At 61.0% G+C, this 24,864-nt stretch carries 27 protein-coding genes and 1 tRNA gene; 13 read left to right on the plus strand and 15 right to left on the minus strand.

The window, feature by feature from the left end; genetic code table 11:
* Nucleotides 1–371 precede the first annotated feature (371 nt).
* Both IE093_RS01160 and IE093_RS01165 read left to right on the plus strand, forming a co-directional pair.
* Nucleotides 372–2,282 carry a propionyl-CoA synthetase gene (locus IE093_RS01160; RefSeq protein WP_189465836.1) on the plus strand — a complete coding sequence of 637 codons (1,911 nt, stop codon included), beginning with the start codon at nucleotides 372–374 and terminating at the stop codon, nucleotides 2,280–2,282.
* Nucleotides 2,283–2,511: 229 nt separating this feature from the next.
* A complete protein-coding gene (locus tag IE093_RS01165) occupies nucleotides 2,512–3,297 on the plus strand; it encodes an alpha/beta fold hydrolase (RefSeq protein WP_189465162.1) in 786 nt (261 codons plus the stop codon).
* A 35-nt stretch (nucleotides 3,298–3,332) separates the two neighbouring features.
* On the opposite strand, the gene IE093_RS01170 is transcribed toward IE093_RS01165, so the two are convergent.
* Nucleotides 3,333–4,478, minus strand: a complete 1,146-nt coding sequence (locus IE093_RS01170; protein WP_189465165.1) for an ABC transporter substrate-binding protein — start codon at nucleotides 4,476–4,478, stop codon at nucleotides 3,333–3,335.
* Between the two features lie 182 nt (nucleotides 4,479–4,660).
* Between IE093_RS01170 and IE093_RS01175 the strand changes: the two genes are divergently transcribed.
* Nucleotides 4,661–6,370: a potassium/proton antiporter gene (locus tag IE093_RS01175; protein ID WP_189465167.1), complete on the plus strand. Its 1,710-nt coding sequence runs from the start codon at nucleotides 4,661–4,663 to the stop codon at nucleotides 6,368–6,370.
* An 85-nt stretch (nucleotides 6,371–6,455) separates the two neighbouring features.
* A tRNA-Ser gene (locus tag IE093_RS01180) sits at nucleotides 6,456–6,545 on the plus strand.
* A gap of 80 nt (nucleotides 6,546–6,625) precedes the next feature.
* Here the strand turns inward: IE093_RS01180 and IE093_RS01185 are convergent.
* The gene (locus IE093_RS01185; RefSeq protein WP_189465170.1) at nucleotides 6,626–6,871 is read right to left on the minus strand and encodes a hypothetical protein; all 246 of its coding nucleotides are present in this window, start codon (nucleotides 6,869–6,871) and stop codon (nucleotides 6,626–6,628) included.
* 265 nt (nucleotides 6,872–7,136) lie between these two features.
* Here IE093_RS01185 and IE093_RS01190 point away from each other — a divergent pair, with 265 nt between their 5' ends.
* The 8 genes from IE093_RS01190 (at nucleotide 7,137) to IE093_RS01225 (ending at nucleotide 11,155) form a co-directional block, all read left to right on the plus strand.
* Entirely contained in the window at nucleotides 7,137–7,751 is a 615-nt protein-coding gene (locus IE093_RS01190; RefSeq protein ID WP_229803139.1) for a metallophosphoesterase, read from the plus strand.
* Nucleotides 7,748–8,203, plus strand: coding sequence for an NUDIX hydrolase (locus IE093_RS01195; RefSeq protein ID WP_189465175.1), 456 nt, complete (start codon nucleotides 7,748–7,750; stop codon nucleotides 8,201–8,203). Before IE093_RS01190 ends, IE093_RS01195 begins: the two co-directional genes overlap by 4 nt.
* A gap of 141 nt (nucleotides 8,204–8,344) precedes the next feature.
* Nucleotides 8,345–9,013, plus strand: coding sequence for a Bax inhibitor-1/YccA family protein (locus IE093_RS01200; RefSeq protein ID WP_189465178.1), 669 nt, complete (start codon nucleotides 8,345–8,347; stop codon nucleotides 9,011–9,013).
* Between the two features lie 81 nt (nucleotides 9,014–9,094).
* Nucleotides 9,095–9,487: a sulfurtransferase complex subunit TusD gene (gene tusD, locus IE093_RS01205; protein ID WP_189465180.1), complete on the plus strand. Its 393-nt coding sequence runs from the start codon at nucleotides 9,095–9,097 to the stop codon at nucleotides 9,485–9,487.
* 30 nt (nucleotides 9,488–9,517) lie between these two features.
* Nucleotides 9,518–9,889, plus strand: coding sequence for a sulfurtransferase complex subunit TusC (gene tusC / locus IE093_RS01210; protein WP_189465183.1), 372 nt, complete (start codon nucleotides 9,518–9,520; stop codon nucleotides 9,887–9,889).
* Nucleotides 9,890–9,925: 36 nt separating this feature from the next.
* Nucleotides 9,926–10,216 carry a sulfurtransferase complex subunit TusB gene (gene tusB / locus IE093_RS01215; protein ID WP_189465186.1) on the plus strand — a complete coding sequence of 97 codons (291 nt, stop codon included), beginning with the start codon at nucleotides 9,926–9,928 and terminating at the stop codon, nucleotides 10,214–10,216.
* Nucleotides 10,216–10,569 carry a TusE/DsrC/DsvC family sulfur relay protein gene (locus IE093_RS01220; RefSeq protein WP_189465189.1) on the plus strand — a complete coding sequence of 118 codons (354 nt, stop codon included), beginning with the start codon at nucleotides 10,216–10,218 and terminating at the stop codon, nucleotides 10,567–10,569. The genes tusB and IE093_RS01220 overlap by 1 nt, the downstream gene beginning before the upstream one ends.
* Nucleotides 10,570–10,573: 4 nt before the next feature.
* Nucleotides 10,574–11,155, plus strand: a complete 582-nt coding sequence (locus IE093_RS01225) for an acyl carrier protein phosphodiesterase (protein WP_189465193.1) — start codon at nucleotides 10,574–10,576, stop codon at nucleotides 11,153–11,155.
* Here IE093_RS01225 and IE093_RS01230 read toward each other — a convergent pair.
* The 11 genes from IE093_RS01230 to IE093_RS01280 form a co-directional block, all read right to left on the minus strand.
* A complete protein-coding gene (locus IE093_RS01230; protein ID WP_189465195.1) occupies nucleotides 11,135–12,343 on the minus strand; it encodes a molybdopterin molybdotransferase MoeA in 1,209 nt (402 codons plus the stop codon). The genes IE093_RS01225 and IE093_RS01230 overlap by 21 nt on opposite strands.
* Nucleotides 12,336–12,866 (minus strand): molybdenum cofactor biosynthesis protein B, encoded by a 531-nt coding sequence (gene moaB / locus IE093_RS01235; RefSeq protein ID WP_189465199.1) that lies wholly within the window; start codon nucleotides 12,864–12,866, stop codon nucleotides 12,336–12,338. Before moaB ends, IE093_RS01230 begins: the two co-directional genes overlap by 8 nt.
* A complete protein-coding gene (locus IE093_RS01240; RefSeq protein WP_189465202.1) occupies nucleotides 12,863–13,180 on the minus strand; it encodes a DUF1244 domain-containing protein in 318 nt (105 codons plus the stop codon). The genes moaB and IE093_RS01240 overlap by 4 nt, the downstream gene beginning before the upstream one ends.
* Before the next feature lie 84 nt (nucleotides 13,181–13,264).
* Entirely contained in the window at nucleotides 13,265–14,311 is a 1,047-nt protein-coding gene (locus IE093_RS01245; RefSeq protein ID WP_189465205.1) for a formate dehydrogenase subunit gamma, read from the minus strand.
* 9 nt (nucleotides 14,312–14,320) lie between these two features.
* Entirely contained in the window at nucleotides 14,321–14,941 is a 621-nt protein-coding gene (gene fdh3B, locus IE093_RS01250; RefSeq protein WP_189465208.1) for a formate dehydrogenase FDH3 subunit beta, read from the minus strand.
* Nucleotides 14,942–14,968: 27 nt separating this feature from the next.
* The gene (locus IE093_RS01255) at nucleotides 14,969–17,827 is read right to left on the minus strand and encodes a formate dehydrogenase subunit alpha (RefSeq protein ID WP_189465211.1); all 2,859 of its coding nucleotides are present in this window, start codon (nucleotides 17,825–17,827) and stop codon (nucleotides 14,969–14,971) included.
* A 23-nt stretch (nucleotides 17,828–17,850) separates the two neighbouring features.
* Complete coding sequence (locus tag IE093_RS01260) at nucleotides 17,851–18,057, minus strand: twin-arginine translocation signal domain-containing protein (protein WP_189465214.1); 207 nt, start codon at nucleotides 18,055–18,057, stop codon at nucleotides 17,851–17,853.
* Nucleotides 18,058–18,133: 76 nt separating this feature from the next.
* Complete coding sequence (locus IE093_RS01265; RefSeq protein WP_229803141.1) at nucleotides 18,134–18,736, minus strand: TorD/DmsD family molecular chaperone; 603 nt, start codon at nucleotides 18,734–18,736, stop codon at nucleotides 18,134–18,136.
* 5 nt (nucleotides 18,737–18,741) lie between these two features.
* Nucleotides 18,742–20,469, minus strand: a complete 1,728-nt coding sequence (locus tag IE093_RS01270; RefSeq protein WP_189465221.1) for a 4Fe-4S binding protein — start codon at nucleotides 20,467–20,469, stop codon at nucleotides 18,742–18,744.
* A 109-nt stretch (nucleotides 20,470–20,578) separates the two neighbouring features.
* The gene (locus IE093_RS01275) at nucleotides 20,579–21,070 is read right to left on the minus strand and encodes a DUF3306 domain-containing protein (protein WP_189465224.1); all 492 of its coding nucleotides are present in this window, start codon (nucleotides 21,068–21,070) and stop codon (nucleotides 20,579–20,581) included.
* Complete coding sequence (locus tag IE093_RS01280) at nucleotides 21,067–21,495, minus strand: DUF3305 domain-containing protein (RefSeq protein ID WP_189465227.1); 429 nt, start codon at nucleotides 21,493–21,495, stop codon at nucleotides 21,067–21,069. The genes IE093_RS01275 and IE093_RS01280 overlap by 4 nt, the downstream gene beginning before the upstream one ends.
* A 96-nt stretch (nucleotides 21,496–21,591) precedes the next feature.
* On the opposite strand from IE093_RS01280, the gene IE093_RS01285 reads away from it, so the two are divergent.
* Nucleotides 21,592–22,449: a formate dehydrogenase accessory sulfurtransferase FdhD gene (locus tag IE093_RS01285; protein ID WP_189465230.1), complete on the plus strand. Its 858-nt coding sequence runs from the start codon at nucleotides 21,592–21,594 to the stop codon at nucleotides 22,447–22,449.
* A gap of 17 nt (nucleotides 22,450–22,466) precedes the next feature.
* Here the strand turns inward: IE093_RS01285 and IE093_RS01290 are convergent, their stop codons facing one another.
* Nucleotides 22,467–23,105: a response regulator gene (locus IE093_RS01290; RefSeq protein ID WP_189465233.1), complete on the minus strand. Its 639-nt coding sequence runs from the start codon at nucleotides 23,103–23,105 to the stop codon at nucleotides 22,467–22,469.
* A 70-nt stretch (nucleotides 23,106–23,175) separates the two neighbouring features.
* Nucleotides 23,176–24,837, minus strand: coding sequence for a cache domain-containing protein (locus IE093_RS01295; RefSeq protein ID WP_229803143.1), 1,662 nt, complete (start codon nucleotides 24,835–24,837; stop codon nucleotides 23,176–23,178).
* Nucleotides 24,838–24,864: the final 27 nt, after the last annotated feature.

The following is a 24,864-nucleotide window of genomic DNA, read 5'->3' on the forward strand; positions in this document are numbered from 1 at the left end:
GGCCTTGTGGACAGCGACCGCCATTCAATCCATTCACGGCCATCTGTCGTTACCCGACGCCGTGGCAGCGAGTGGGGTGACGCTCCCGTCTTGTTTGTCTCATTTAGTGAAGCATCAATATTTATTTAGTAAAACTTCAATAACTCAGCAAGCCTTTTTCAGGCAAGGAGTTAACGCTGAGTCAATGTGGTGCATGAAACACGTGGCGACGAAAGTGAAAATCACGCTATTGTCGACAATATTTGAAAGCTGAAGGCGGATTAGTCGATGGTATGAAGGGAAAGTTTTCCTCCATGCTCTACAGTGTCAACAATCGTGAGGGCGAGGTAATGCTTCACCCTTGGGGTCTTGACTGTCGACCGGGTACCGCCATGAGCTCCTACCGCAACGAATATCACCACGCCATCGAGCATCCCGAAGCATTCTGGGCCGAGCAGGCCAAACGGATTCCCTGGACCACACCACCACGGACCATTCTCGACTATGACAATCAGGGACATGCTCGCTGGTTCGTGGATGGCGAGATGAACACGTGCCATGCGGCTCTCGATCATCATGTCGAATCGGGGCGTGGTGAACAGGCAGCAGTATTTTGGGATTCACCGGTTACCGGTGCCAAGCGTCGACTGAGCTATCGAGAGTTGCGCGACCAGGTGGCACTGTTCGCAGGTGCCTTGGCAGGGCTCGGGGTCACGAAGGGCGACCGAGTGGTGATCTACATGCCCATGGTACCGGAAACCCTGGTCGCCATGTATGCCTGTGCGCGGTTGGGTGCCGTACATTCGGTGGTGTTCGGAGGTTTCGCGCCACATGAATTGGCGGTGCGTATCGAGGATGCCGAGCCCAAGGTGGTGATTGCCGCCTCTGGCGGCGTGGAAGTCGACAGGGTGATTCCCTACAAGCCGATCGTCGACGAGGCGCTGCGCACTAGCCGCCATCGCCCGGATGCCACCGTGATCCTGCAACGCGACCTGGTCCATGCCGAACTCGGCGAAGGCAATCATGACTGGCAAGCATTGGTAGACGCTGCCGAACCGGCTGCGTGTGTGCCGGTCAAGGCCACGGATCCCTTGTATATCCTGTATACCTCCGGCACGACCGGCAAACCCAAGGGGGTGGTGCGTGACAATGGCGGCCATGCCGTGGCCCTGCACTATTCCATGGATACCGTCTATGGCATGGCGCCGGGCGAGGTGTTCTTTTCGGCATCCGACGTGGGCTGGGTCGTGGGACATTCCTATATCGTCTATGCTCCCTTGCTGCGTGGCTGTACCACCCTGGTCTACGAAGGGAAACCGGTGCGTACCCCGAATGCGGGGGGCTTCTGGCGTTTGATCGAAGAGTATCAAGTCAAGGCCTTCTTCACCGCGCCAACGGCGTTTCGGGCGATCAAGAAGGAGGATCCCGATGGCGAATGGCTGGCCAAGCACGATATTTCCTGTCTCAAGGCATTGTTTCTGGCTGGCGAGCGGCTCGATCCGCCGACCTTTCACTGGCTGGAGGACCTGTTGGCGGTGCCGGTGATCGACCACTGGTGGCAGACCGAAACCGGCTGGCCGATCGCCGCCAATCTGCAAGGGCTGGAAGCGATGTCGACCAAGGCGGGATCGGCAACCGTGCCGGTGCCCGGATTCGATGTCCAGGTGCTGGACCGTGACGGAAAGCGCGCCGAGGCCAATGTGCAGGGCAGCGTAGTGATTCGCGAGCCCATGCCGCCGGGGTGCCTGGCGGGTATCTGGCACGACCCTCAACGCTTCCATGCCGCCTACATGGCAGCCTTTCCCGGCTATTACCTGACTGGTGACGGTGGCTATTTCGATGAAGATGGTTACCTGTTCATCATGGGGCGCACCGATGACGTGATCAACGTTGCCGGTCATCGGCTTTCGACCGGAGAGATGGAAGAGGTACTGGGAGCGCATCCGGCAGTGGCCGAGTGCGCCGTGATCGGCATTCACGATGCTCTGAAGGGCCAGCTACCGGTCGGGCTGGTGATTCCCAAGGACAGCTTCTCCGGTGACGAGGTGGCTTTGGAGGAGGAGTTGATCGCGCTGGTTCGTGAGAAGATCGGTGCTATCGCCTGCTTCAAGCAGGTCCTGGTGGTTTCGCGGCTGCCCAAGACGCGCTCCGGCAAGATCCTGCGCAAATTGCTGCGCCATATTGCCGATGGCAAGGAATATGGCGTGCCCTCGACCATCGACGATCCCACCAGTCTCGAGCACGTCCACAATGCCATGCTGGAGAGGGACCTGGGCCAGGCCTCAGAGGCTCGTCTGGTGTGAGCTTGCACGGTTCGGTCTCGACTCGGGTATAATCGACGCTTATCGATGACGCCACGGCCACTGCCGTGGCGTGTGTATGTTCAAGGCTTACAGGCAATGTTCACACTGTCTTTCTCTCAGACCCGTCGCCTGATGAGCTGCACCGGGCAGCCCGATCGTGCCCCGGGGCTTGCCTCCCAGAACCTGCGTTGAGCGGCTAATCGCCTGGAAATACCGCAAGGAGAATGCCATGACCGTGGAACTTCACACACTCGACACCGGCGGCGAGGGAGTCCCCCTGGTGGTCATTCATGGCCTGCTAGGCAGTGCCGACAACTGGCGCTCGCATATCAAGCAGTGGCAGCAGCAGCGCCGCGTCGTGGCGATCGACTTGCGCAATCATGGTCGTTCGCCGCATGCCGAGGGCATGCGCTACGGGGAGATGGCCGACGATGTGCTGGAAGTACTCGATCGTCTGGATATCGAGCGCTGTCATCTGCTGGGCCATTCGATGGGAGGGAAGGTGGCCATGACCCTGGCGCGACTGTACCCGCAGCGGGTGGCTTCGCTGGCAGTCGCCGACATTGCACCCGTGCGTTACGACCATGGGCATGATGCCATCTTTGCCGCGCTGCGCCACGTGGAGGCCAAGGCGCCGGACAATCGCCGTGAAGTCGATGCCTTGTTGGCCGAGTATGTGGAGGAGAAGCCCATCCGACTGTTCCTGGCTACCAACCTGGTGCGCGGTGACGACGGTATCATGCGCTGGCGGGTCGGGCTGGACCAGATCGAGGCCGATTACGAGAACATTCGGGACGAACCCGATGGCGATCGACCTTATGAAGGGCCCAGCCTGGTGCTGCGTGGAGCGAATTCCCACTATGTCACTGACGAGATGCTGCCGCGCGTGCATGAAGTGATGCCGCGGGCGGAGGTGGTTTCTCTCGATGCTGGCCACTGGCTGCATGCCGAGCGCCCCGAGGCCTTTCAGGAAGCGGTCAACGTCTTCATCGATCGGGTAGAGGGACTGCGTTAAGCCCGGCTGGCTATCGGCCAGCGGGCATGGCTCGCTCAAGGGGCGCTCAGATCCACGGCGAGCCGTTCGATGGGCTGACGTTTGGTGATCAGGCCCTGGTCGTGAAGAAAGGCCTGGAAGTTGAGGTAATGGCGTGCATCCAGCGTTGCCGGACGCAGCGATAGCCGACGCAGTATCTCCGGCCAGGCCTGCCGGTTGGCCGCGGTATCCAGACCGGGCTCGCTGCGCGTTACCAGTTCCCAGGCTTTGTTGGGGTGGTTGATGATCCAGTGTGTGGCATCCTCGAGCGCGGCAACCAGCCGACGGATGTCGTCACGCTGGCCATTGAGATGGTCGCGGTTGGCCATCAGGATCAACTCGTCGTAGCGTGGTAGGCCATGATCCTCGACCATGAAGCTGTGCGCCACGACTCCCTCTTCCCTGAGCTGGTAGGGCATGACATGACGCATGCCGCCGATAACGGCATCGACACGGCCTTCCACCAGTGCAGGGGCCAGCGTAAAGTCCAGACCTTCCAAGGTGACGTCATCGAGCGCCAGTCCGTGGTGGGCTAGCATGATCGACAACGTCGGCTGGATGTCGTCGCGGGTGGCGTAACCGATGGTCTTGCCACTCAGATCGGTAAGGTTGGCGATACCATTACCTTCGCGTACCACCAGGCTGTTGAGCGGTGTGCCGACCAAGGTGGCGACTCGGATCAACGGCAACCCCTCATCGATCTGCCGATGCAACTGCAGTTGGCGGCCCAGTGCCAGATCGGCCCGGGAGGCGGCGACCAGCTTGGTCGGAACGCTGGGGTCGGCTGGCGCGGAGATGCTGACCTTGAGTCCCTGGCGGTCGAAGTCACCCCGTTCGCGTGCCACGATCAGCGCCGCATGCTGGGGGCTGAGATACCAGTCCAGTACCAGGCTCAGCTCGCGCACGGGAGGAGGCGCGATGGGTTCCGGGGCGCGCAGGATCAAGGAGGGGGCCACGGGCGCATCCGCCGGAAAACCTGGTGTGTCGACACCCGGACCGCCCTTTAGCGTGGTCCAGCCGCTGGCGATGCGCGATGCCGCCTCTAGCGCAGTTGCGTCGACCTGATCGGCGTCGGGACGATCGGCCAACAGTGGGGCTCCCACGCTCAAGGCGAGTAACAGGGCAAGGCATACCCCACCCACGCGGCGTTGCATGCTCGTCATCAATGTCTCTCCACCAGCGAATCCTTCTGGTCTGCAATGGCGAGCATGACCAGTGATACGGAAGACCAAGTTTATCCTTTGGTTACATTATCTGCCTAGTCGTCGAGTCGGGCCCTCATTCTACGTCGTCGCTGCCGAGCCGGGGGCGTGGCATAATCCGCTTTTCGGTAGCGTTTTTTGACATGGATAGCATCAATACTCTTTTCCTGTTCAGCGGCCTCTTGATCGCCTTGAGTATCCTCGCCAGCCGTCTCTCGGCAATGGTGGGGCTGCCGTTGCTGTTGATCTTCCTGGGGCTGGGAATGCTGGCCGGGGAAGAGGGCGTGTTGGGCATCCAGTTCGACGATTACCCGCTGGCGTTCTTGATCGGGCATCTGGCACTGGCCATGATCCTGCTCGATGGTGGTTTACGTACGCGGCTGAAGACCTTCCGTGTCGGCTTCAAGCCAGCCTTGTCGCTGGCCACCCTGGGGGTGTTCATCACCAGCGCCCTGGTGGGAGTGATTGCCATGTGGGTCTTCGAGCTCACGCCGGTACAGGGCTTGCTGGTGGGGGCGATCGTCGGGTCCACCGATGCGGCGGCGGTGTTCTCGATGCTCAGCGGGCGTGGTGTCAACCTCAACGAACGTGTCGGCGCTACGCTGGAGATCGAGTCGGGAACCAACGACCCGATGGCGATCTTTCTCACCATCATGCTGGTCGAGCTGCTGGTGGGCGATATCGGTGGGGTTACCGAGACAATCATTTTCCTGATAACGCAGTTCGGTCTGGGGCTGGTCATTGGGGTCGGGGCCGGCTGGTTGATCGCTCGCCTATTGCGCTGGCTCGATCTGGCGCCGGGACTGTACTCGCTATTGGCTCTGGCGCTGGGGTTCTGTGTATTCGGTGTCACCAGCGTGTTCGGGGGCAGCGGCTTTCTGGCGATCTATCTCGCGGGCTTGATGATCGGCAACCAGCCTGGGCGCCACCTCAATTTCATCTTGCCTGTCCACGATGGCTTGGCCTGGCTCAGTCAGATCGGCCTGTTCCTGGTGCTGGGGCTGCTGGTCACTCCCAGTGAAATGCTCGAGTACGCGCTACCGGCGTCGTTGGTGGCGCTGGCGCTGATCTTCATCGCCAGACCCGTGGCGGTGCTCATATCGATCAAACCGTTCTTCAAGTTTCGCTGGCGCGAGATCGGTTTCATCTCTTGGGTGGGGCTGCGCGGTGCGGTGCCGATCGTGTTGGCGATCTTCCCGGTGATCGGTGGGGTGGAAAATGCTTCCCTGTACTTCAACGTGGCCTTTGCCGTGGTGTTGATGTCACTGTTGATTCAAGGGACCACCTTGTCGCCTATGGCGCGCTGGATGAAGGTCGAGGTCCCGCTGGGGGTGACGCCTGAACGTCGTGGGCCCTTGGGCATACTGCCGGAGAACGACTACGAGATGTTCGTCTATCAGGTCGACAACGAGGATCTCGACGACGTGCCGATCCGTTTGCTGCGTTTTCCGTCCGGGGCCTTGATCTCGGCGCTGTTTCGTCAGCATGCCATGCTGCATCCCAAGGGCAGTACGCGCCTGCGTGTAGGGGACGTGGTTTGCGTGATCGGTCGGACCGCTGATCTCCCTGCGCTTAATCGGTTGTTCAATGGTGATGCCAAGCTGAAGCAGGAGCGTGCCTTCTTCGGTACTTTCACCTTGGATGGCGATGCCTTGATGAGCGATGTGGCGGCAGCCTATGGGCTGACCCTGAGCTCGGGAGAGCAGGACATGACCCTTGGCGAATTCGTGTCGTTGCGCGTGGGGGGACACCCAGTGGTAGGCGACGATGTGGGCTGGCATGGCATTCACTGGGTGGTCAACGAAATGGAGGGCAACAAGGTCACCAGGGTCGGGTTGCGTCTCTATCATTGACCTGAGTCATGGGTCGATAAGGCCTTGATCGCAAACCGGCTCTTGACGGAGGCGCAGGAGCTGGTAATATTCACCGCCGTGAGCCGGAGGGATGGCAGAGCGGTTGAATGCACCGGTCTTGAAAACCGGCGAAGGTGAGAGCCTTCCCAGGGTTCGAATCCCTGTCCCTCCGCCACTCACTACCAGATTATCGAGAGGCATCAGCTACTTGGCTGGTGCCTTTTCGTTTGTGTGCTTTTCAATTCCCATAGAAGTTCAACGTTCTCTGCACCATTGGTCATACGTGCCTTTGGCATCGGGACTCCCCCAACGCCACTTTGGCTCGACATCGAACATCTCTTCCCTGCGCCACTGGTCTACCATGTCACAATACTCTTCCTGTTCCGGGGTCAGGTTCTTTGGGTCGACCGCCACCTTCTCTTGCTCGCGATCGTTCAAGACTAAAGCGACAATACCTGCGGCAACAATGCATACCAGTATCAGGACTATCATTTTCATCATTGTCCTATCCTGTTCTTGTTGCTTGTCATCACCAGCATAGCTACATGTAACACATCGTTACAGAAGGGGCGGAGTGAGGTCACCGATGTGACAGTGAGGCGGGTGGGTGTTGTGCACTCAGGGGAGGAGCGTGTTCACGGCCTGCCTGTCATTCCATCGACAACCTTGCGGTCCAGTAACAATACTGATGACACAGTGAGGCAGGTGAACGAGGGGCTATATGCTGCAGCGATTCGCTCCTAACACGATGGGCACGGACTATGTCGTGGGTGATATCCACGGCTGCCATGACCTTTTGCTGAGAGAGCTCGAGCGGGTAAGGTTCGATCATCAGTATGACCGTCTGTTTTGTGTCGGGGACCTGATCGACCGCGGACCCAATTCCCTCCAGTGTCTACGGCTTCCTTTTGAACCTTGGTTCCATTCGGTACGCGGCAATCATGAGTTGCTGGCACATGATGCCCTCGAACTGGGGCGCTGGGGCATGTGGCTGCTCAATGGTGGCGTCTGGGTACGCGATGAAGATCCGCAGCAGGTGCGAGAGCGCTTGCGCGAGGCCTTGACCCGCATGCCCTATGCCTTCGAGATCGAAGTCGAAGGAGCCCGGGTGGGTATCGTGCATGCCGAACCGCCTTCCGATTGGTCCAGGATCGTGCCCGGCGATGATGCCTTGGAGCACCATCTGGTATGGTCACGCCGGCGCATCGAGCGACGCGACACTTCCCGGGTCGAAGGCATCGATGCGGTGGTGGTCGGCCATACCATCCTCAGGGAGCCGGTATGGCTGGGTAACGTCCACTATATCGACACTGGGGCGTTCACGACCGGGCGGCTCACGCTGATACGACTCGTGGATGTGGTCAGGATGGTCGGCGAATGAGTCATGCGGGTGATGTGGTGAAGAGTGAGGGAGAGCCGCGGCCCGTGCCGGCGGTATTGGCCGTTGTCGTGCATGAGCGCAAGGTGTTGTTGGTACAACGAAGCAACCCTCCGGATGCCGGGCGCTGGGGCTTCCCGGGAGGTCACATCGAGTGGGGGGAGCGGCTCTTCGATGCGGCGGAACGTGAACTGCTAGAGGAAACCGGTATCGAGGCCTGCGCCGAAGAGGTGCTGACAGTCCTGGACATGCGGGCGGAGGGCATGGCGGGAAACGTCGAGCACCATTTCGTTCTGGTGGCGGTGGGTTGTGCATGGCTGGCCGGTTCGGGAGCGGCCGCCGATGATGCCCGTGCGGTGGGGTGGTTCACGTTGGAGCAGGTGGCCGGATTGGGTAACGACGCCAGTGACGATGTGCTGGCCCTTGCAGAATTGACACTTAGCCACCATACCTAACTTGCCTGTACGACGAGAGCCCGTTCGGCCTGGTGGCCGTTCAGTGACGAGAGAACGTTGAGCGGTATATCTTGCGTTGGAAACCTCGACACGGCATCCTTGGCCGACAGGCTTGGTCAACAACAGAGGGAGCATCGATCGATGGCCTATCAAGATACGCAGGTAAATCAACGCCAGGTGAGAGCCGTCAGTGCCAACAAGGTACTGCGCAATACCTATGCCTTGCTGGCGATGACATTGCTGTTCTCGGCCGTGACCGCTGGGGCGGCGATGGCCATGGGCATCGAACGTATGAACATATTGGTGTTCTTCATCGGCGCTTATGGACTGATGTTCCTGGTCCACAAAACCGCCAACTCCGCGGCGGGGCTGCTGTCCACGTTCGCCTTCACCGGCTTCATGGGCTTTACCCTGGGGCCGATCCTCGGGGCGTATATGGCGCTGCCCAACGGGCCGGCGTTGATCATGAACGCCTTGGCGATGACCGGCGCGACCTTCATTGGGCTGTCGGCAGTGGCACTGGTGACCAAGAAGGACTTCAGCTTCCTGGGGAACTTCCTGCTGGCAGGGGCTATCGTCCTGGTGCTGGCCATGGTCGCGGCGCTGATCTTCAATATCCCCACGCTGTCGCTGGCCGTCTCCGCCGGTTTCGTGCTGTTCGCATCGGCGGCGATCCTCTATCAGACCAGCGAGATCGTTCACCGTGCTGGCGAGACCAATTACATTCTCGCCACCATCACGCTGTATGTATCGATCTACAATCTTTTCATCAGCCTGCTGTCGCTGTTGGGGATCATGAATAGCGACTGATGGATTTGTGTGGTGAGCGCTGGCCCCGCCGACCTGGTGGGGCCAGTCTGTTTATAGTCCATATCGATGAGGACTCGGGTCATGCGTTACGCGTTGCTGGTACAAGGCGGACCCTATAGCCACCAGGCATCGCATTCGGCACTGCGATTTGCCGAGGCGGTCTTGGCGCGAGGGCACCATCTGGCAACGGTGTTCTTCTATCATGATGGTGTCTACAATGCAGCGCGCCTGTCGGCGCCTCCCCAGGACGAGCCGCACCTGCTCGATGCTTGGCGACGCCTGCACGAGGATCATGGAACCGAGTTGCTGGTATGCATTGCGGCCGGTTTGCGCAGGGGGCTGCTCGACGAGCGTGAAGCGGCACGCCATGGCAAGCAGGGGCATAGTCTCGAAGCGCCTTTCGAGCTGACTGGGCTAGGCCAGTTGATCGAGGTTGGCAGAAGCCATGATCGCCTGGTGACCTTTTCTCCGTGATGCTGTAGCTACGAAGAAGCAGGATGAGCGATGAATGACATTCCCGAAGGCGATCTGCTGGTGATTCTGCGCCACGGACCCCATGGCAATAGTTGGTTGCGCGAGGGGCTGGATGCTGCCTTGGTGGCGGCGGCCTTCGGCCAGCGAGTCAGCCTGCTGTTCCTTGGCGAGGGAGTCATGGCATTGCTCAAGGATCAGCAAGAGGGACCGTTGGGGCAGAAGGGTACCCAGCCGATGCTGGAAATGCTGGGCATGTACGATATCGAGACTCTGCTGGTCGATCGTCGAGCGCTGAGCGAGCGTGGAATCGAGGTAGATGACCTGTGCGTGTCGGTGTCGCTCGTCGAGGGCGAGGCCATTGCCGGTGCCTTGGCTCATCATCGGCAGATCCTGAATTTCTAGTCGGAGGGGCTTGGGCCTCACGAGGAGTACACCGGCATGATTCTGCACATACTCAATCGGTCGCCATCAGCGAGTCGTGTCTTTCAGCAAACCCTGGATGCCATGGGACCGGAAGATCGCTTGTTGTTGATCGAGGATGCGGTTCAAGGGGCGTTGCCCCAACTGGTGCGCTATTTCGAGCCGGTGATCGGGCGACTCTTCGCGTTGCGCGAGGACCTGGCGTCACGCGGCTTGGATGGCCGTTGCGATAGCCGGGTGATGGTCGTCGATGTGGATGGCTTCGTGACCCTGACCGAGGAAGCCGACAAGACGGTGAGTTGGTTCTGATGGCTTCGACTGAAATATACCGTTATCTTACAGTCAGCGACCAAGAGATCGCTCTGGATCCGGAAGGCTACCTTGTTCATCTGCAGGACTGGTCGCCAGATGTGGCGCTGGTTCTGGCCGCCGAAGAGGGGCGGGAATTGACAGAGGAGCACTGGGAGGTGATCACGGTGTTGCGGGATTTCTACGCCCGTTTCGAAACGGCGCCGGCCATGCGGCCACTGGTCAAGGCGGTGGGACAGGCTTTGGGACCCGAAAAAGGCAAGTCGCTGCACTTGATGAAGCTGTTCCCCGACAGCCCAGCCAAGGTGGGGGCGCGTCTGGCTGGCTTGCCCAAACCAGCAAACTGCCTGTAAGGCCATGAATTTTCTTGCCCATGCCGCGTTGGCCCATGGCGGCAGCGATGACTTCCTGTACGGCAACTTGATTGCCGATGGTGTCAAAGGTCCCGATCTGTCGTCCTGGGCGCCGGCCGTTGCCGATGGAATCCGGCATCATCGGCGTGTCGATGCCTTCGTCGATACTCACCCCATCGTGCTTCAGGCACGACATCGTGCTCCAGCGGGCCAGCGGCGCTATGCCGGCATCGCTCTGGATTTGCTGTGGGACCATTTCCTGGCGAGTCACATGCAGACGTCGCTAGCCCATCAGCGGCTCGTGACACGCTGCTATCGCCTGCTGGGCGAGCGCACTGCGCCGGAACGACTGGCACCAATGATGCCGGTGCTGATTGAGGAGGATTGGTTGCGCCGCTATGCCGATCTTGCCTTTACGTGCATGGCCGTGACGAATGTCGGACGACGACTTTCGGGCCCCAACCGATTAGCTCTGTTGGTGCCATGGTTAAGAGCCGATTATGTGCGCCTGGAAGAAGATTTCCAGGCGCTGTGGGAAGAGTTGCACGAACGACTGGGTGCGGGCTCAGGCCTCGACCAGCCATAAGCACTCCACCGTATCGCCTTCTCGCAGTTCGCTATAAGCGGGAACTACGGCCAGTGCATTGGCCGCGATGCACGATGACAGCACCGCCGAGTTCTGGTCGGCAAAGGCTGTGGCGCGGGGGCCTTCGGCATCGAAGGTCAGGGCGACACGCATGTAGTGGCGACGAGCCTGGGTGCGGGTAGCGAATTCGCTGCGTGCGTGGATACGGGGCAATTGCTTGAGCGCCGGGCAGTCGAGCAACTCACCTATCAGCGGGCGCAGGAACAGCCAGGCACCTACATAGCCAGAGACCGGATTGCCCGGCAGGCCGATGAAGCGGGCCTCGCCATGGGCGCCGGACAATCGGCCTAGTGCCAATGGCTTGCCTGGCCGCATCGCCAGGCGCCACAGGTCCAGTTGCCCAAGCTGCTTTAGGGCGCGTTTGACGTGGTCTTCCTCGCCGACGCTGACACCACCGGTGGTGACCACCACATCAGCGATTTCCGCGGCTTCGGCCAGCATGCTGCAAGTGGTCGCGAAATCGTCCGGGACACTGGCGACATGCACCACATCCGCCCCGAAGCGTTCCAAGAGGCGCTTCAGCATGGGGCGATTGGAGTTGTAGATCTGGCCGGAGGCGAGTGGCTCGCCAGGAGAGATCACCTCATCGCCAGTGGAAAGTAGGGCAATGCGCGGTCGCCGACGAACCTCGACCTCGGTTACGCCCTGGCCGGCGAGTTGGCCCAGGGCGGCGGCCTCTAGCCGCGTTCCCGTGGGCAACAGCTCGCTGCCGGCACGCACATCGCGGCCACGACGGCGTACGTTGTCGCCAGAGGGAATGTCGCCGGGAATCCATACTCCGTCGTCACGAATTTCCACGCGTTCCTGCATCACTACGCAGTCGGCCCCCGAAGGAATGGCGCCTCCGGTGAAGATCCGCGCGCAAGAGCCGGACTCGAGCGGGGCGCTGGCTTGCCCAGCGGCAATGCGCTGGGAAACGGGCAATACACGGCCAGCATCTTCGGCGCGCAGTGCGTAGCCGTCCATCGCACTGTTATCGAAGGGGGGCACATCCAAGCGCGCGGCAATGCTAGCCGCTAATACTCGGCCGGCGGCTCGGTCACAGGGCACAGTCTCGCCGGGCAGGGGTGAAACACCATCGAGCAAGGTTTCCAGCGCCGCTTCGACGCTCTGCAGGTCATCAGCCATGGGTGCCGCGTCCCGGAATGACGAGATTAGCGAAATTGCAGGGCTTGTGACGGCTGTCGAGCTGTTCGCACAGGATGCCGTCCCAGGCGGTGCGACAGGCACCGGTCGAGCCGGGCAGACAGAACACCACCGTGGCGTTGGCCAACCCGCCAAGGCAACGACTCTGGATGGTCGAGCTGCCGATCTCCTGCCACGACAAGTGCCGGAACAATTCACCGAAACCCTCGATGGTCTTGTCGAGCAGGACGCCGACGGCCTCGGGCGTGGAGTCGCGCCCCGTGAAGCCGGTACCGCCTGTGGTCAGTATCACTTGTACCTCGGGATCGGCGATCCAGGCCGCGACCCGGGCGCGGATGCGGTACACGTCGTCGACCACGATACGCTTGTCGACCAGCAGGTGGCCGGCTTCTTCAAGCCGCTCGACCAGCGCCTGGCCGCTGCGATCGGTCTCCTCGGTGCGGGTGTCGGAGACCGTGAGAACCGCGAACTTCAGCGGGACGAAACTGTCGCGATCGGCGCTCATGCCTGCCCCTTCTTCTTCTGCTGACGAGCCTCTAGGGCGGCGAGCTGCTCGGGGGTTGCCGGGGCCTGGTACTTCTCCTTCCACTCGGCGTAGGACATGCCGTAGACATATTCACGCGCCGCCTCGTAGTCGAGCTCTGCACCGCGCTCCTCGGCGGCGGCGACCAGCCACTTCGACAGGCAATTGCGGCAGAAGTCGGCGAGGATCATCAGATCGATGTTCTGCACGTCCTTGTTGTCGTCCAGGTGCTTGAGCAGGCGACGGAAGGCCGCAGCTTCCAGCTCGGTGCGGGTGTTGTCGTCGAGATGATGCATGATGCGTGACTCCTTGAGGAAACTGCCTCAAGGATAACAAAAGACATCGCCCCGTAGGGGGGCGATGTCTAAGCGGCATATCGATCAACTCGATCGTTGGGGTGGCGTCGATTCTTCTCCGAGAGTCTCATCGGCGTCGGCGGCCTGGTGCTTGACCTCCTCGTACCACAGGTTGTGGTGCTCCTTGGCCCAGGTCTCGTCCACGTAGCCGGTGGCCATGCCTTCCAGCGACCCCTCGGTGCCCAGGGTGCCGATATAGATGTGCCCCAGCGCCACGGCGGTGAGCCCAAGGGCGCCCACGGCGTGGACGATATTGGCCCACTGCATGGCATCCCGGCTTTGGCCGTAGTTGGGGAAATCGAGCACCAAGCCGCTGGCGATCACCACGAGACCGGCGGTAGCGAGCAGCCAGTACCAGACCTTCTCGCCGCCATTGGCGAAGCCGGCGTCTGGATGGCGGCCCTTGCCGATCAAGCCGCCGCCTTGCTTGAACCACGTCCAGTCGTGCTTGCTGGGCAGGTTGCGCACCAGGAACTTGGCCAGGATGATCACCAGCAGCACGCCGAATAACGGGCCAAGGTAGTTGTGCAGCATCTTGGAGCCGGAGATCATGCCGGCCCAGAAGGCATCGCCGAACAGCGTCTTGAACAAGAACTTGCCATACAGCAGGTTGAGTCCGGTCAAAGCCAGGATGATGAACAGCGTGGCCACCGACCAGTGCAAGGAGCGTTCGAGTGCCGTCCAGCGCAACAGTTTGCGTCCGGTGCGTGGTTCGTCCAGATGCTTGCGACCGACGATCAGATAGAACAGCACGATCATCGCCAGCATGCCGCAGATCGCGATCAGTCCAAACGGCGAAACCCAGCGGTTGCGAATCTGGCGCCAGGTCTCCCCACTGGCATTGATCAGATTGTAGTTGCTGTCGAAACGCGAATCCCGATAGTTGGGCCCGGTTTCGCCGCTGCGTACTTGCCGCCAGGTGTCGGCATCGGTCGCCGGTACGGCAGTGGCGATTTCGCCTTCGGGGTCGGCCTGAGCCAGCACTGGCCCCGCCATGCCCAGGCTCAACAACACCAGCAGGGCCAGCAGGGGGACCCGCCAGGTGTGCAGCCATTCAGTCAGCAGGTTCATGGGACCTCCTCATTGCTGGCGCGTGGCGTCATAGGCCAGTTCATCCGCCGTGGCAGGGCGCCCCTCGAGCGAGGACCAGGCACCGTCCTCGTGGCCACGCTGCACTACGCGCTGGCGGAAGATGTCGGCCACGGTCTGGGCATCCCCGGCCAGCAGCGCCTTGGTCGAGCACATCTCGGCACACAACGGCAGCTTGCCCTCGGCGATGCGGTTGGCACCGTACTTCTGGTATTCCTCTTCCTTGGAGTTGGCGGGGCCCCCTGCGCAGAAAGTGCATTTGTCCATCTTGCCGCGTTCGCCGAAGGCGTTCTGCTTGGGAAACTGTGGTGCCCCGAACGGGCAGGCATACAGACAGTAGCCGCAGCCGATGCACAGGTCCTTGTCATGCAACACGATGCCGTCGTCGGTCTTGTAGAAGCAGTCGGTGGGGCAGACCGCCATGCACGGCGCATCGTCGCAATGCATGCAAGCCACCGAGATCGACACCTCGCCGGGTTCACCGTCATTGAGGGTCACCACGCGGCGCCGCTGGATGCCCCATTCCACGTCGTTGGCGTTCTTGCAGGCGGTGACGCAGCCGTTGCACTCGATGCAGCGTTCCGCGTCGCACATGAATTTCATCTGAGCCATGGGAATCTCCTTTAAGCACGAGCGCGATCAGCTGGCTTTCTCGATGCGACACAGGGTGCACTTGGTTTCCTGCATCTGGGTCACCGAGTCGTAGCCGTAGGTGGTGGCGGTGTTGGCCGCTTCGCCCAGCACGTAGGGTGCCGAGCCTTCCGGATAGCGGTCGTGCAGGCTCTCGCCCTGGAACATGCCGCCAAAGTGGAAGGGCATGAACACCACCTCGCGGGCAACCCGAGGCGTGACCAACGCCTTGACGCGCACGCGTCCGCCCTCGGCTCCTTCCACCCAAACGTCGTCGCCTTCGGCGATGCCCAGGTCATTGGCCAGCGCCGGATTGATCTCGACGAACATCTCCTGCTGCAGCTCGGCGAGCCAGGACATCGAGCGAGTTTCCTCGCCGCCCCCTTCGTACTCCACCAGTCGGCCGGACGTGAGGATGATCGGGTAGTCGCCGGTGACATCCTTCTCCTGAATGCTGCGATAGAGCGTCGGCAGGCGATAGTGGGATGCGACGTCGTCCCAGGTCGGATAGTCCGCGACCAAGTCGCGGCGGCTGGTGTAGAGCGGCTCGCGGTGCTTGGGGATCGGGTCCGGGAATGTCCAGACGTTGCAGCGCGCCTTGGCGTTGCCGAAGGGCGCGCATTCGTGGGCGATGGCCACCCGCTGGATACCGCCGGAGAGGTCGGTCTTCCAGTTCTTGCCCTCGGCCTCGCGCTTTTCCTCCTCGGTCAGTTCATCCCACCAACCCAGGTCCTTGAGCATGTCGGCGGTGAATTCCGGATAACCGTCCTCGAGCTCTGAATCGCGGCTGAAGACGCCATCGGCGAGGATGTTCTCGCCATTGCGCTCGATACCGAAGCGGGCGCGGAAGGTCAGGCCGCCTTCGGACACTCGCTTGCTGGTGTCGTAGAGGATCGGTGTGCCAGGGTGGCCCATCTCCGCAGTGCCCCAGCAGGGCCAAGGCAGTCCATAGTAGTCGCCGTCGGCGGGACCGCCCTCGGCGCGCGTGGTATGGAAGTCGAAGGTGTGCCAATTCTGCTGGTGCGTCTTTAACCGTTCGGGACTCTGGCCGGTGTAGCCCACGGTCCACATGCCGCGGTTGAGCTCGCGGGTGATGTCCTCGATCAGCGGCTCCGTGCCATTGACCTCGATGTGCTTGCACAGCTCGTCGGCGAAGCCCAGCTTGCGGGCCAGCAGGTACATGATCTCATGGTCGGGCTTGGACTCGAACAGCGGCTCGATGACCTTGTCGCGCCACTGCAGCGAGCGGTTGGTGGCGGTCACGCTGCCGTAGGTCTCGAACTGGGTGGCCGCCGGCAGCAGGTAGACGCCGTCGCGGCGGTCGTGCATGACCCCGGCCACGGTGGGGTAGGGATCGACGATGACCATCATCTCGAGCTGCTGCATGGCCTTCTGCATCTCGGGACCGCGGGTCTGCGAGTTGACCGCGTGCCCCCAGTAGAACATCGCCTTGAGCTGGGTGCGTTGCGAGATGGCCTCTTCGTCCTCCAGCACGCCGTCGACCCAGCGCGACACCGTGATGCCATTGCTGAACATCGGTTTGCCGTCGGCGTACTCGGTCTGGTCGAAGCGGCTTTCCAGCCACTCGTAGTCCAGGTCCCAGATCCGTGCCCAGTGGCGCCAGGCCCCCTCGGCGAGGCCGTAGTAGCCGGGCAGAGAGTGGGACATCAGCCCCAGGTCGGTGGCCCCCTGCACGTTGTCATGACCGCGGAAGATGTTGGCGCCGCCGCCGGAGACGCCGATGTTGCCCAGCGCCAGCTCCAGGATGCAGTAGGCGCGGGTGTTGTTGTTGCCGGTGGTGTGCTGGGTTCCGCCCATGCACCACACTACACAGCCGGGGCGATTCTCGGCGAGGCGCCGGGCGGTGTCACGCATGGCGGCCTCGGGTACGCCGGTGATGTTTTCCACCACCGCGGGCGTGAAGTTCGCCACCTCGGTGCGTACCTCGTCCATGGCATAGACGCGCTGCCGGATGTACTCGCGATCCTCCCAGCCGTTCTCGAAGATGTGCCATAGCAGTCCCCAGATGAAGGCCACGTCGGACCCCGGGCGAATGCGGATATAGCTGTCGGCCTTGGCCGCGGTGCGGGTGAAGCGCGGGTCGACGACGATGATCTGGGCCTGGCTGCGCTCCTTGGCCAGCAGGATGTGCTGCATGGCCACCGGGTGGGCCTCGGTGGGATTGGAGCCGATGAACATGATCGACTTGCTGTTCTGGAGATCGTTGAGCGAATTGGTCATCGCTCCGTAGCCCCAAGTGTTGGCCACGCCCGCCACGGTGGTGGAGTGACAGATGCGCGCCTGGTGGTCGGTGTTGTTGGTGCCGGCCAGGGCGGCGAACTTGCGCATCAGGTACGCCTGTTCGTTGTTGAACTTGGCCGAGCCGAGCCAGTAGATGCTGTCGGGGCCGTGCTGCCCGGTGAGTTCGAGCACCTTGTTGCCGATCTCCTCGATGGCCTCGTCCCAGCTCATGCGCTGCCACTCGCCATCGACCAGCTTCATGGGATACTTGAGCCGGCGGCTGGAGTGGCCGTGCTGGCGCAGGGAGGCGCCCTTGGCACAGTGCGCGCCGCGGTTGAAGGGGTGGTCGAAGGCGGGTTCCTGCCTGGTCCAGATGCCTTCCTGAACCTCGGCATACACCCCACAGCCCACAGAACAGTGGGAGCAGATGGTGCGCTTCGTCTCGACCGGTGCGTCGAGCACCGGTGTTTTCTCCGCGGACTCCGCTCGTTGCATCATGGGGGCGCTCATGAAGCCGGCTGCTGCCAGACCGCCGGTGGCAGCGCCACTGCGCTTGAGAAACTGACGGCGGGAGATGCCAAGCCCGCTGGTCGACTTCGGCGTATCGGTTTTGCGAGTCAGTCGCATGGCGATGTTCTCCTGTCTGGCCGTTAGTCACGCAGGGTGGCGTAAAAGGCACGAATGTGCTCGGTCTCCCGGTAGTTACGGGAGGTCTCACCCTCGTTCTTCGTCGGCGTGGACTCGGCCTGCGCCAGGCTGACGTGGCCTACGGCCGCTGCGGCTCCTGCAGCGGCGGTACCGACGCCGAGGGTCTTCAGAAAGCGGCGGCGCTGGGGATTGGTTGTCTTCTTGGGCATGGAATTCTCCTCGGTCTTGTACTGGCCGCTGATGGCCATTGTTGTCGTTGTATCTGCATACCCCGCTGCAACGGCATCAAGGCTCGACGAGCCGAACGGGTTGATGCGAGGCTTCGCTCTCCAGACGGTCATGCTCCATATCGATAAAGGCCCGGCCCAACTGGCCCAGCCGGGAATAGAAGGGGGTCTCCACGGCGGCGAGGTCTTCCAGGCAGCGGAAGGCCCAGGGCGCCAGGTGAGCCATGAAGAACCCCGCTTCGCTTGGGGAGCGGGTTTCGATCAGCATGGCCATCACCTCGCAGAGTGCCGCCAAGTGATCCTCGGGGTCGCGGCTATGCTCGGCGCGCTCGACCCCTAGGCGGCGAAGGTCGCGGCGCAGAGCGACCAGCGCCTCCTCCATCAGCTCGCCGTTGCGATACCAGGAGGCGTAAGGCGTCACATCACCCTGGACCACGCCCACCAGATGCCGAAAGTGGGCACGTGCGAGCACGTCGGGCGAGGAGTTGGCACTGGCGTCGGCGAGTGCCCGCCAGCACTCGGCAAGTGGACTGCCATCGTCTTCGATCTCGAGCCCCGCCAGCCAGTCGAGCAGCTCCCGGTCGGGAGCTTCCAGCAGGAGTCTGGCCAGCAGTCGATAGATGTCGGCTCGCAGGGCATGGGAATCATCGAGCTCGGTCATCGCGCTCATACCTTCAGTTGCGATTCGGGGTCGTGGGCCAGCTCCTGCCAAACGTCCCTGACCCGGCAGTCCTCACACATTTCCAGGCGTGCCATGGCTTGGCCGGCGAAGTAGGGATGATCAGCGAGCTTGGCCTTGATGTTGGCGATGGTGCTGGCCGTGGCGAAGGGCTTGCCGCAGTGGATGCATTCGAAGGGCGCTTCCTCGTGACACACGCGACGCTGTTCTCGCGCGTTATCGGCCAGGAAGCCCGGGGCCAGGGCAATGGCATCTTCCGGGCAAGCGTGAACGCAGAGCCCGCACTGCACGCAGTCAGCTTCGCGGAAGCTCAGTAGTGGATGGTCGTCACCGGCGGCCAATGCCGGCGTGGGACAGTTGGCGACGCAAGCCATGCATAGGGTGCAGGCGTCGGTATCCACGTCGAGACCGCCATAGGCGGCGCCACTGGGCATGGAATGGCGATAACCATCAGGCGTGCCGCACTCGAGAAGACATGCCAGCACGCCGTTCAAGCGCTCGCGCTTGCTTGTCGTGTCGAAAGCCAAGGGCTTGGAATCCAGCGGTGGGTGCGACGGCAGCGCGTCGCGAGCGATATTGTCGCCGGCCTCGATGCGCTTGATCCGTTCCTTGGCGTGACCCATGGCTTCCAGCAAGGCTTGGGCCTGGGCCAGTTGATCGTCGAGGAAGGCGACCAGGCGCTCGGGCATGTCCGCGCGATACTGGATCCGTACCTCCGCGGCGCCACCGGCCAAGGCGGTTAGCCACTGGTCGTGCCCAGCGGCACCTAACTCTTCCAGTGGGATATCGAGCACATGTCCTGCGCTATCTTCCTCGCTGGCAAGATCCTCGGCTTCGCCGAAGCGGACCACGGGGGTAGAGCCGCCGGCCTCGCGATAGGCGGCCAGCCACGCCAGAAGGGTGTCCTGTTGACGTTGAGTCTCCGGTAGCCGGAATTGGATGGCCCCGGTGGGGCAGGCGCTGGTACAACTGCCGATTCCGTGGCAACGGAAAGGGTCGATCTCGATCCAGGCCTCGATTCGCTCCTGATGGCTGGCGATGGCATCGGCCGGGCACACCTCGAGACAGCGGGTACAGCCGGTGTTGCCGCTGGAGGCATGGGCACATAGGTCCTGATTGATCTGGAAGTAACGAGGCTTGTCGAATTCGCCTACCAGGCCGGCGAGTTCCTCCACCGCGGAGTCGAGAGTGCCATTGTCGTGGCTAGCTCTCACATAGCCGGGAGGAGACAGTTCCAAGGCCAGGATTGGAGTCGTGCCCAAATCAAGGACCAGATCGAAGTGCTCGCGGCCCGTCAGAGCCTTGGCCAAGTCGAGTAATGATCCATCCCGCACCAGGCTGGCCGTGAAGCGGCCAAGATAGCCATCGATGCGCAGGTCCCGGGCCTGGGCGGGAGATAGGGTTTGGCTATTCAGGTCGCCGGTGTCATGCAGCAGACGTTCATCCTGTTTGTCGTCATCGACGGGTATGGCACCAGTGCTTGGGGTCGGTTCGGTGTACAGCAACGTGGGAGAGGGTAGCCCTGCCTCGCGAAGGGCGCGGGCAGCACGTCGCGCGCAGCGCTCATTGCCCAGGATCAGGGTATGGCCCTGACTGGAATAGCTGACGCTGGCGGGGGTGAGATTGACCGGCCAGGATACCTGGCGACGTGCGCATTCTCTCGCATGCCGATTGCGTGGATCGTCCACCGGCATCAGGTTGATTCGCTGGTTCATGCCACCTCACGGTCGGGTGTATCGTTGTTGTTTGTGATTTTTTTATTTAGTGTTGGTTAATTCTTGGAATGTTGCCAACTTGTCACTGCCGAGTACGACTAATGGATAGTTAGGCCTCCTTGTCTTCATCGTCGGCGCTATCGCCATGACCTGCCGAGGCCTCGCTCGCCTGTTCGCGTTCACCGGGTTCATCCGCTGATTCGTCCAGCCGCTCGGCCCACTTGCGCAGGCGTTGAGCCGCCTCGCTCGCCAATGGCTTCAAACGCTGGCGATAGTCCTCGTCGTAATCATCCAGGCCATCGCGGACCGCATAGCGGTCGGCGGAAAAGAGTTGGCGAAGCGCGCGCTTGCGTAGCCCGGCACTAACGCCTGGTACCAGGTATGCTTTGATATCGCTGCCCGGGGCCAGGGACTCGGGGGCGGGCAGGCTGGCGTCGAGGCTTCCGGGGTCGGGGGCGGGGTCAGCTGTCGCTTCGCCATCGCTGGTGTTCTCGGTCTCAGGCGTGGTGTCATGGAGTGTGGTTTCATCGATATCATCGGTAACGATGTCATCGGCATCCTGCCCCAGCTTGCGCCGGGACCAGCGGCTGAGTCGATTCATGGGTTGAGCTCCTGGGCGCGGCCGGCCCCCTTGCGTTTCTTCTTGCCACCCTCTGGCGGAGCTTCGCCGTGACGTGCCAGGTAGGCCTCCAGCCAAGCCTGGATCGCCAGTGGCATATCGGCTTCCAGAACCTGTTGCTCGCCGTCGAGCCAACTGGCGGCGACCTCCTGGCTAGCGGTGATCGCCGAGGGGCGTGGCGCTTGTCCAGCCTCACCGCAGCGTACGAAAAGTCTCGGTGTTCGAGCCGAAAGGTTGAAACGGTAGGCGGCCCGTTCGGTGAGATAGAGTTGCAGGTCCAGAGCCCACGGTCCCCGCTCGCCCGGCTGCAGCTCGACGACTCGCCAGTGGGTGGTCGTGAACCCCTTCACCTGCCGGGACTCGCTGGCCAGATCGAAACTGAGAGGTTTCATGCTGGTGAACGTCATGACATCGGCTCTCATCATTATTCGCTTGATTGAGTAAAGACAGTAGTGGAAGGAAATGCCATCATCGTCAATAAACGTTTCGTCGAGGAGCTGCGCATGCATGACATTAGCCTGAGTCAGGCGCGACTGCCGACGACCCTGGAAATCGACGTGACCGATGAATTCGGCGAGGTCCGCCGTCAACCGATAGCGGCCGAGCGGGCCTTGACGGTCTATCTCAATCGTCACGAGATCGTGACCTTGATGACCCTGGGTGCACGGCCCGAGGCCCTGGTGGTCGGCTATCTGCGCAACCAGGGCTTGATCGGCAGCCGAGAGGATTTGGTGGCAGTCCATGTCGATTGGGAGGTGGAGGCCGCCGCCGTGGTGACCCGCCACTTGCCGGAGGATCTGGAAGAACGGCTTGGCAAGCGTACGGTGACCACGGGGTGTGGCCAGGGCACGGTATTCGGCCGCCTGCTGGAAGCCACGGCTCTCAATGCCTTGCCAACGACTCGTTTGCATCAGTCGGTGTTGTATGCCCTGTTGGAGAATCTTGGCGCCTACAACGAGACTTACAAGAGTGCCGGTGCGGTGCATGGTTGTGCGCTGTGCCGTCAGGAGGAAGTGCTGGACTTCATCGAGGACGTGGGTCGCCACAATGCCGTGGACACCCTGGCGGGACGCCAGTGGTTGGAGGAAGTGGCAAGCGCCGACGCGGATATTTTCTACACCACCGGGCGCTTGACATCGGAAATGGTGCTCAAGGTGGCGCAGATGGGCATCAGCGTACTGGTGTCCCGGTCAGGGGTGACCCAGAAGGGTGTCGAACTGGCCGAACGCTTCGGTGTGTTGCTGATCGCGCGTGCGAAAGGGCGCCATTTCCAAGCCATTCATGCCGGCGATCGCCTGGTGCTGGATGCGGTGCCGCCCAAACGTCCGGGAGATGTAGCGAAGCGACGCGCGGTTCGCTGATTGGCCGGCCATGACGATCAGGTCAAGCCATGCTCAATGGCATATTTGGCCAGCCCGGTCGGGGTGTGGATGTCCAGTTTGCGCTTGATGTTCTGTCGATGCGTTTCCACGGTACGGGGACTGATACCCAGATGTCGTCCAATCGCCTTGGTATTCTTGCCTTGTGCCAGCAGTTTCAGAACGGCTTCTTCCCGGCGTGTGAGAATACGTGGTTCATTTTGATGGCGGTTGTATCCATCGAGCAGCGTTTGGGAAACCCCCGAGCTGTAATAGCAGCTGCCTTGATGCACACTGATGATGGCACCGACCATTTCCTGGGACGAAACATCCTTGAGGATATAGCCGCTGGCACCACTCTGCATGATACTCGTGATGTATTCCTGGTTGTCATGCATGCTGAGAATCAATACCCGAATCTTTGGAAAACGCTCATGGAAGCAGCGGGTCGCTTCCAGTCCGTTCATGACCGGCATGCTGATATCCATCAATACCACGTCGGGCTGAAGGTGAGCTGCCAAGGATAGCGCCTGTTCGCCATTGTTGGCTTCGCCGACCACCTGAATGCAACGTTCATGTTCCAGCCGGGCGCGAATACCATCCAGCACAAGCGGGTGATCATCCACAAGTAGCACTTTTATTGTCTTGTCCGCGTCCATGATCGGTATCCTTGTTATGCTGTTATGCGCATCGATTAGTCTGGCTGACTACCTTTTCCGCCGTGAAGCGTCAGGCTGGCGAGTGCATCGGGAACAGTGCTTTCAGCTCCGTTCCTAGCCCAGGCTCGGAGTGAGCGATGAAGTCCCCGCCCAGAAATTCCACCCGCTCTCGCATGTTTCTCAAGCCAATACCGCGCCGACACAGCACCTCCTTGATGTGGAATCCCTTGCCGTCATCCCGGATCGTCAACTGGAATACGTTGCCTTTCCAGCCGGTGCTCAGGTGGACATGAGTGGCCTCGCTATGGCGTTCTATATTGGTCAGTGCTTCCTGAACGATGCGATATAGCGTGGTTTCGATCTGCTCCGGTAGCCGCTGGCGGCAGGGTGGCGTATCCCGCTCGAGCTCTATCCCCGTGCGCTCGGTGAATTCTCCCAGCAAGCTATCCAGTGCCGCAAGCAATCCCAGGTCATCGAGTATGCTGGGGCGCAAGTCCCGCGATATACGGCGTACTTCGTTAATGGCTTCGTTCAGCACCTGCGCTCCCTGGTACAGATCCTCGCTGGCACTGCAATCATTCAGTCGCAATTTCTCCATACCCAACTCGATACGGTATTTCACCGATACCATGAGCTGGTTGATGCCATCATGAAGCTCCCGAGAGATTCGTCTCTTTTCATCCTCTTGGAAAAGCACTGTCTGTTGGGAAAGCTCCTTGAGTTTGCTGTCCGCCAGTCGATGCTCATGCAAGTTGATGAGTACCCCGACCATCACGATGAGTGCAGTGGCCACGGCAATGATCACCAGAACCGTAAAGAAAGTATTGCGGATATTCTGGTTTACTTGGGTTTCGATTTTATGTATTTCATTGACGATGTCGTCAATATAGATACCCGTTCCCAACATCCAGCCCCATTCCGGCAATATCACCGCATAGCTCAATTTGTCCACGATCTCGCCAAGGGACGGCTTGAGCCACATGTAGCGATGATATCCCCCGCCCTTATTGGCGACTTCCAGCAAGTGGCGGATGACATGGTTGCCATTGATATCTTGAAGATCGTACAAGTTGCGCCCAACCAACTCCGGCTGTTTCGGATGTACCAGGTTGACGCCATCGAGGTCGTATACGAAGAAATAACCATCTTCCCCGTAGGTCAGGCTGTGCAGAATAGCCTTCATCAGTTCCCTGGCCTCGGGGTTATCGGGGTCGGCATGACGGTATACCGGTTCGATGGATGTCAGTGCCAGGCTGACGTAGTGCTTGAGTTCGGTACGCTTGGCTGCCAGCAGGTTACGTTCGAATGTAAGGATTTCTTCTTTCCCCAACTGACGAGCCTGATTGACGGTCGTCACCATGATCAACGAGGCCACTACCAGCAGAGGTAATACGGCGAGCGATAGGATCTTGGTTTTTAGGGACATGGATGACGACATGATACGAAGGCCAGCAAGGGAAACACTGAATAAATGCCTGCGCGACTCAATCACTGCGTTGCGCGGTGCCGAAGCGTCGGACCGGCGGATCCTCACATATACCCCATATGCTCCGGTTCCTGTGCTCCGGGCGCCTTGTGCTTGATACCGCTCGTCGATTTCTTCAGCGTCTCCAAAGGGGTGGATACGTCCGCTCCATCTATACGGATATTCCCTGTCGGATTCTGCATTGTAAGCGAATTCATCCCATGAATCCGTCCTTGCGACCAATGTCGTATCACTACGTAGTATCACGGATGAAACTGCGTAATTTCCCGTAGT

The sequence above is a fragment of the Litchfieldella qijiaojingensis genome (assembly GCF_014651875.1).
GTDB lineage: Bacteria > Pseudomonadota > Gammaproteobacteria > Pseudomonadales > Halomonadaceae > Litchfieldella > Litchfieldella qijiaojingensis.

Excerpts from the sequence above, each read along its gene's own strand:
- IE093_RS01240 (WP_189465202.1), bottom strand. The coding sequence starts at position 13,180 with ATGCATCATCTCGACGACAACACCCGCACCGAGCTGGAAGCTGCGGCC.
- moaB (WP_189465199.1), bottom strand. The coding sequence starts at position 12,866 with ATGAGCGCCGATCGCGACAGTTTCGTCCCGCTGAAGTTCGCGGTTCTC.
- tusB (WP_189465186.1), top strand. The coding sequence starts at position 9,926 with ATGATTCTGCACATACTCAATCGGTCGCCATCAGCGAGTCGTGTCTTT.
- IE093_RS01280 (WP_189465227.1), bottom strand. The coding sequence starts at position 21,495 with ATGACGTTCACCAGCATGAAACCTCTCAGTTTCGATCTGGCCAGCGAG.
- IE093_RS01175 (WP_189465167.1), top strand. The coding sequence starts at position 4,661 with ATGGATAGCATCAATACTCTTTTCCTGTTCAGCGGCCTCTTGATCGCC.
- IE093_RS01195 (WP_189465175.1), top strand. The coding sequence starts at position 7,748 with ATGAGTCATGCGGGTGATGTGGTGAAGAGTGAGGGAGAGCCGCGGCCC.
- IE093_RS01290 (WP_189465233.1), bottom strand. The coding sequence starts at position 23,105 with ATGGACGCGGACAAGACAATAAAAGTGCTACTTGTGGATGATCACCCG.
- IE093_RS01265 (WP_229803141.1), bottom strand. The coding sequence starts at position 18,736 with ATGACCGAGCTCGATGATTCCCATGCCCTGCGAGCCGACATCTATCGA.
- IE093_RS01255 (WP_189465211.1), bottom strand. The coding sequence starts at position 17,827 with ATGCGACTGACTCGCAAAACCGATACGCCGAAGTCGACCAGCGGGCTT.
- IE093_RS01260 (WP_189465214.1), bottom strand. The coding sequence starts at position 18,057 with ATGCCCAAGAAGACAACCAATCCCCAGCGCCGCCGCTTTCTGAAGACC.
- IE093_RS01170 (WP_189465165.1), bottom strand. The coding sequence starts at position 4,478 with ATGACGAGCATGCAACGCCGCGTGGGTGGGGTATGCCTTGCCCTGTTA.
- IE093_RS01185 (WP_189465170.1), bottom strand. The coding sequence starts at position 6,871 with ATGATGAAAATGATAGTCCTGATACTGGTATGCATTGTTGCCGCAGGT.
- IE093_RS01220 (WP_189465189.1), top strand. The coding sequence starts at position 10,216 with ATGGCTTCGACTGAAATATACCGTTATCTTACAGTCAGCGACCAAGAG.
- fdh3B (WP_189465208.1), bottom strand. The coding sequence starts at position 14,941 with ATGGCTCAGATGAAATTCATGTGCGACGCGGAACGCTGCATCGAGTGC.
- IE093_RS01285 (WP_189465230.1), top strand. The coding sequence starts at position 21,592 with ATGCATGACATTAGCCTGAGTCAGGCGCGACTGCCGACGACCCTGGAA.
- IE093_RS01225 (WP_189465193.1), top strand. The coding sequence starts at position 10,574 with ATGAATTTTCTTGCCCATGCCGCGTTGGCCCATGGCGGCAGCGATGAC.
- IE093_RS01230 (WP_189465195.1), bottom strand. The coding sequence starts at position 12,343 with ATGGCTGATGACCTGCAGAGCGTCGAAGCGGCGCTGGAAACCTTGCTC.
- IE093_RS01270 (WP_189465221.1), bottom strand. The coding sequence starts at position 20,469 with ATGAACCAGCGAATCAACCTGATGCCGGTGGACGATCCACGCAATCGG.
- IE093_RS01165 (WP_189465162.1), top strand. The coding sequence starts at position 2,512 with ATGACCGTGGAACTTCACACACTCGACACCGGCGGCGAGGGAGTCCCC.
- IE093_RS01160 (WP_189465836.1), top strand. The coding sequence starts at position 372 with ATGAGCTCCTACCGCAACGAATATCACCACGCCATCGAGCATCCCGAA.
- IE093_RS01275 (WP_189465224.1), bottom strand. The coding sequence starts at position 21,070 with ATGAATCGACTCAGCCGCTGGTCCCGGCGCAAGCTGGGGCAGGATGCC.
- IE093_RS01200 (WP_189465178.1), top strand. The coding sequence starts at position 8,345 with ATGGCCTATCAAGATACGCAGGTAAATCAACGCCAGGTGAGAGCCGTC.
- tusD (WP_189465180.1), top strand. The coding sequence starts at position 9,095 with ATGCGTTACGCGTTGCTGGTACAAGGCGGACCCTATAGCCACCAGGCA.
- IE093_RS01245 (WP_189465205.1), bottom strand. The coding sequence starts at position 14,311 with ATGAACCTGCTGACTGAATGGCTGCACACCTGGCGGGTCCCCCTGCTG.
- tusC (WP_189465183.1), top strand. The coding sequence starts at position 9,518 with ATGAATGACATTCCCGAAGGCGATCTGCTGGTGATTCTGCGCCACGGA.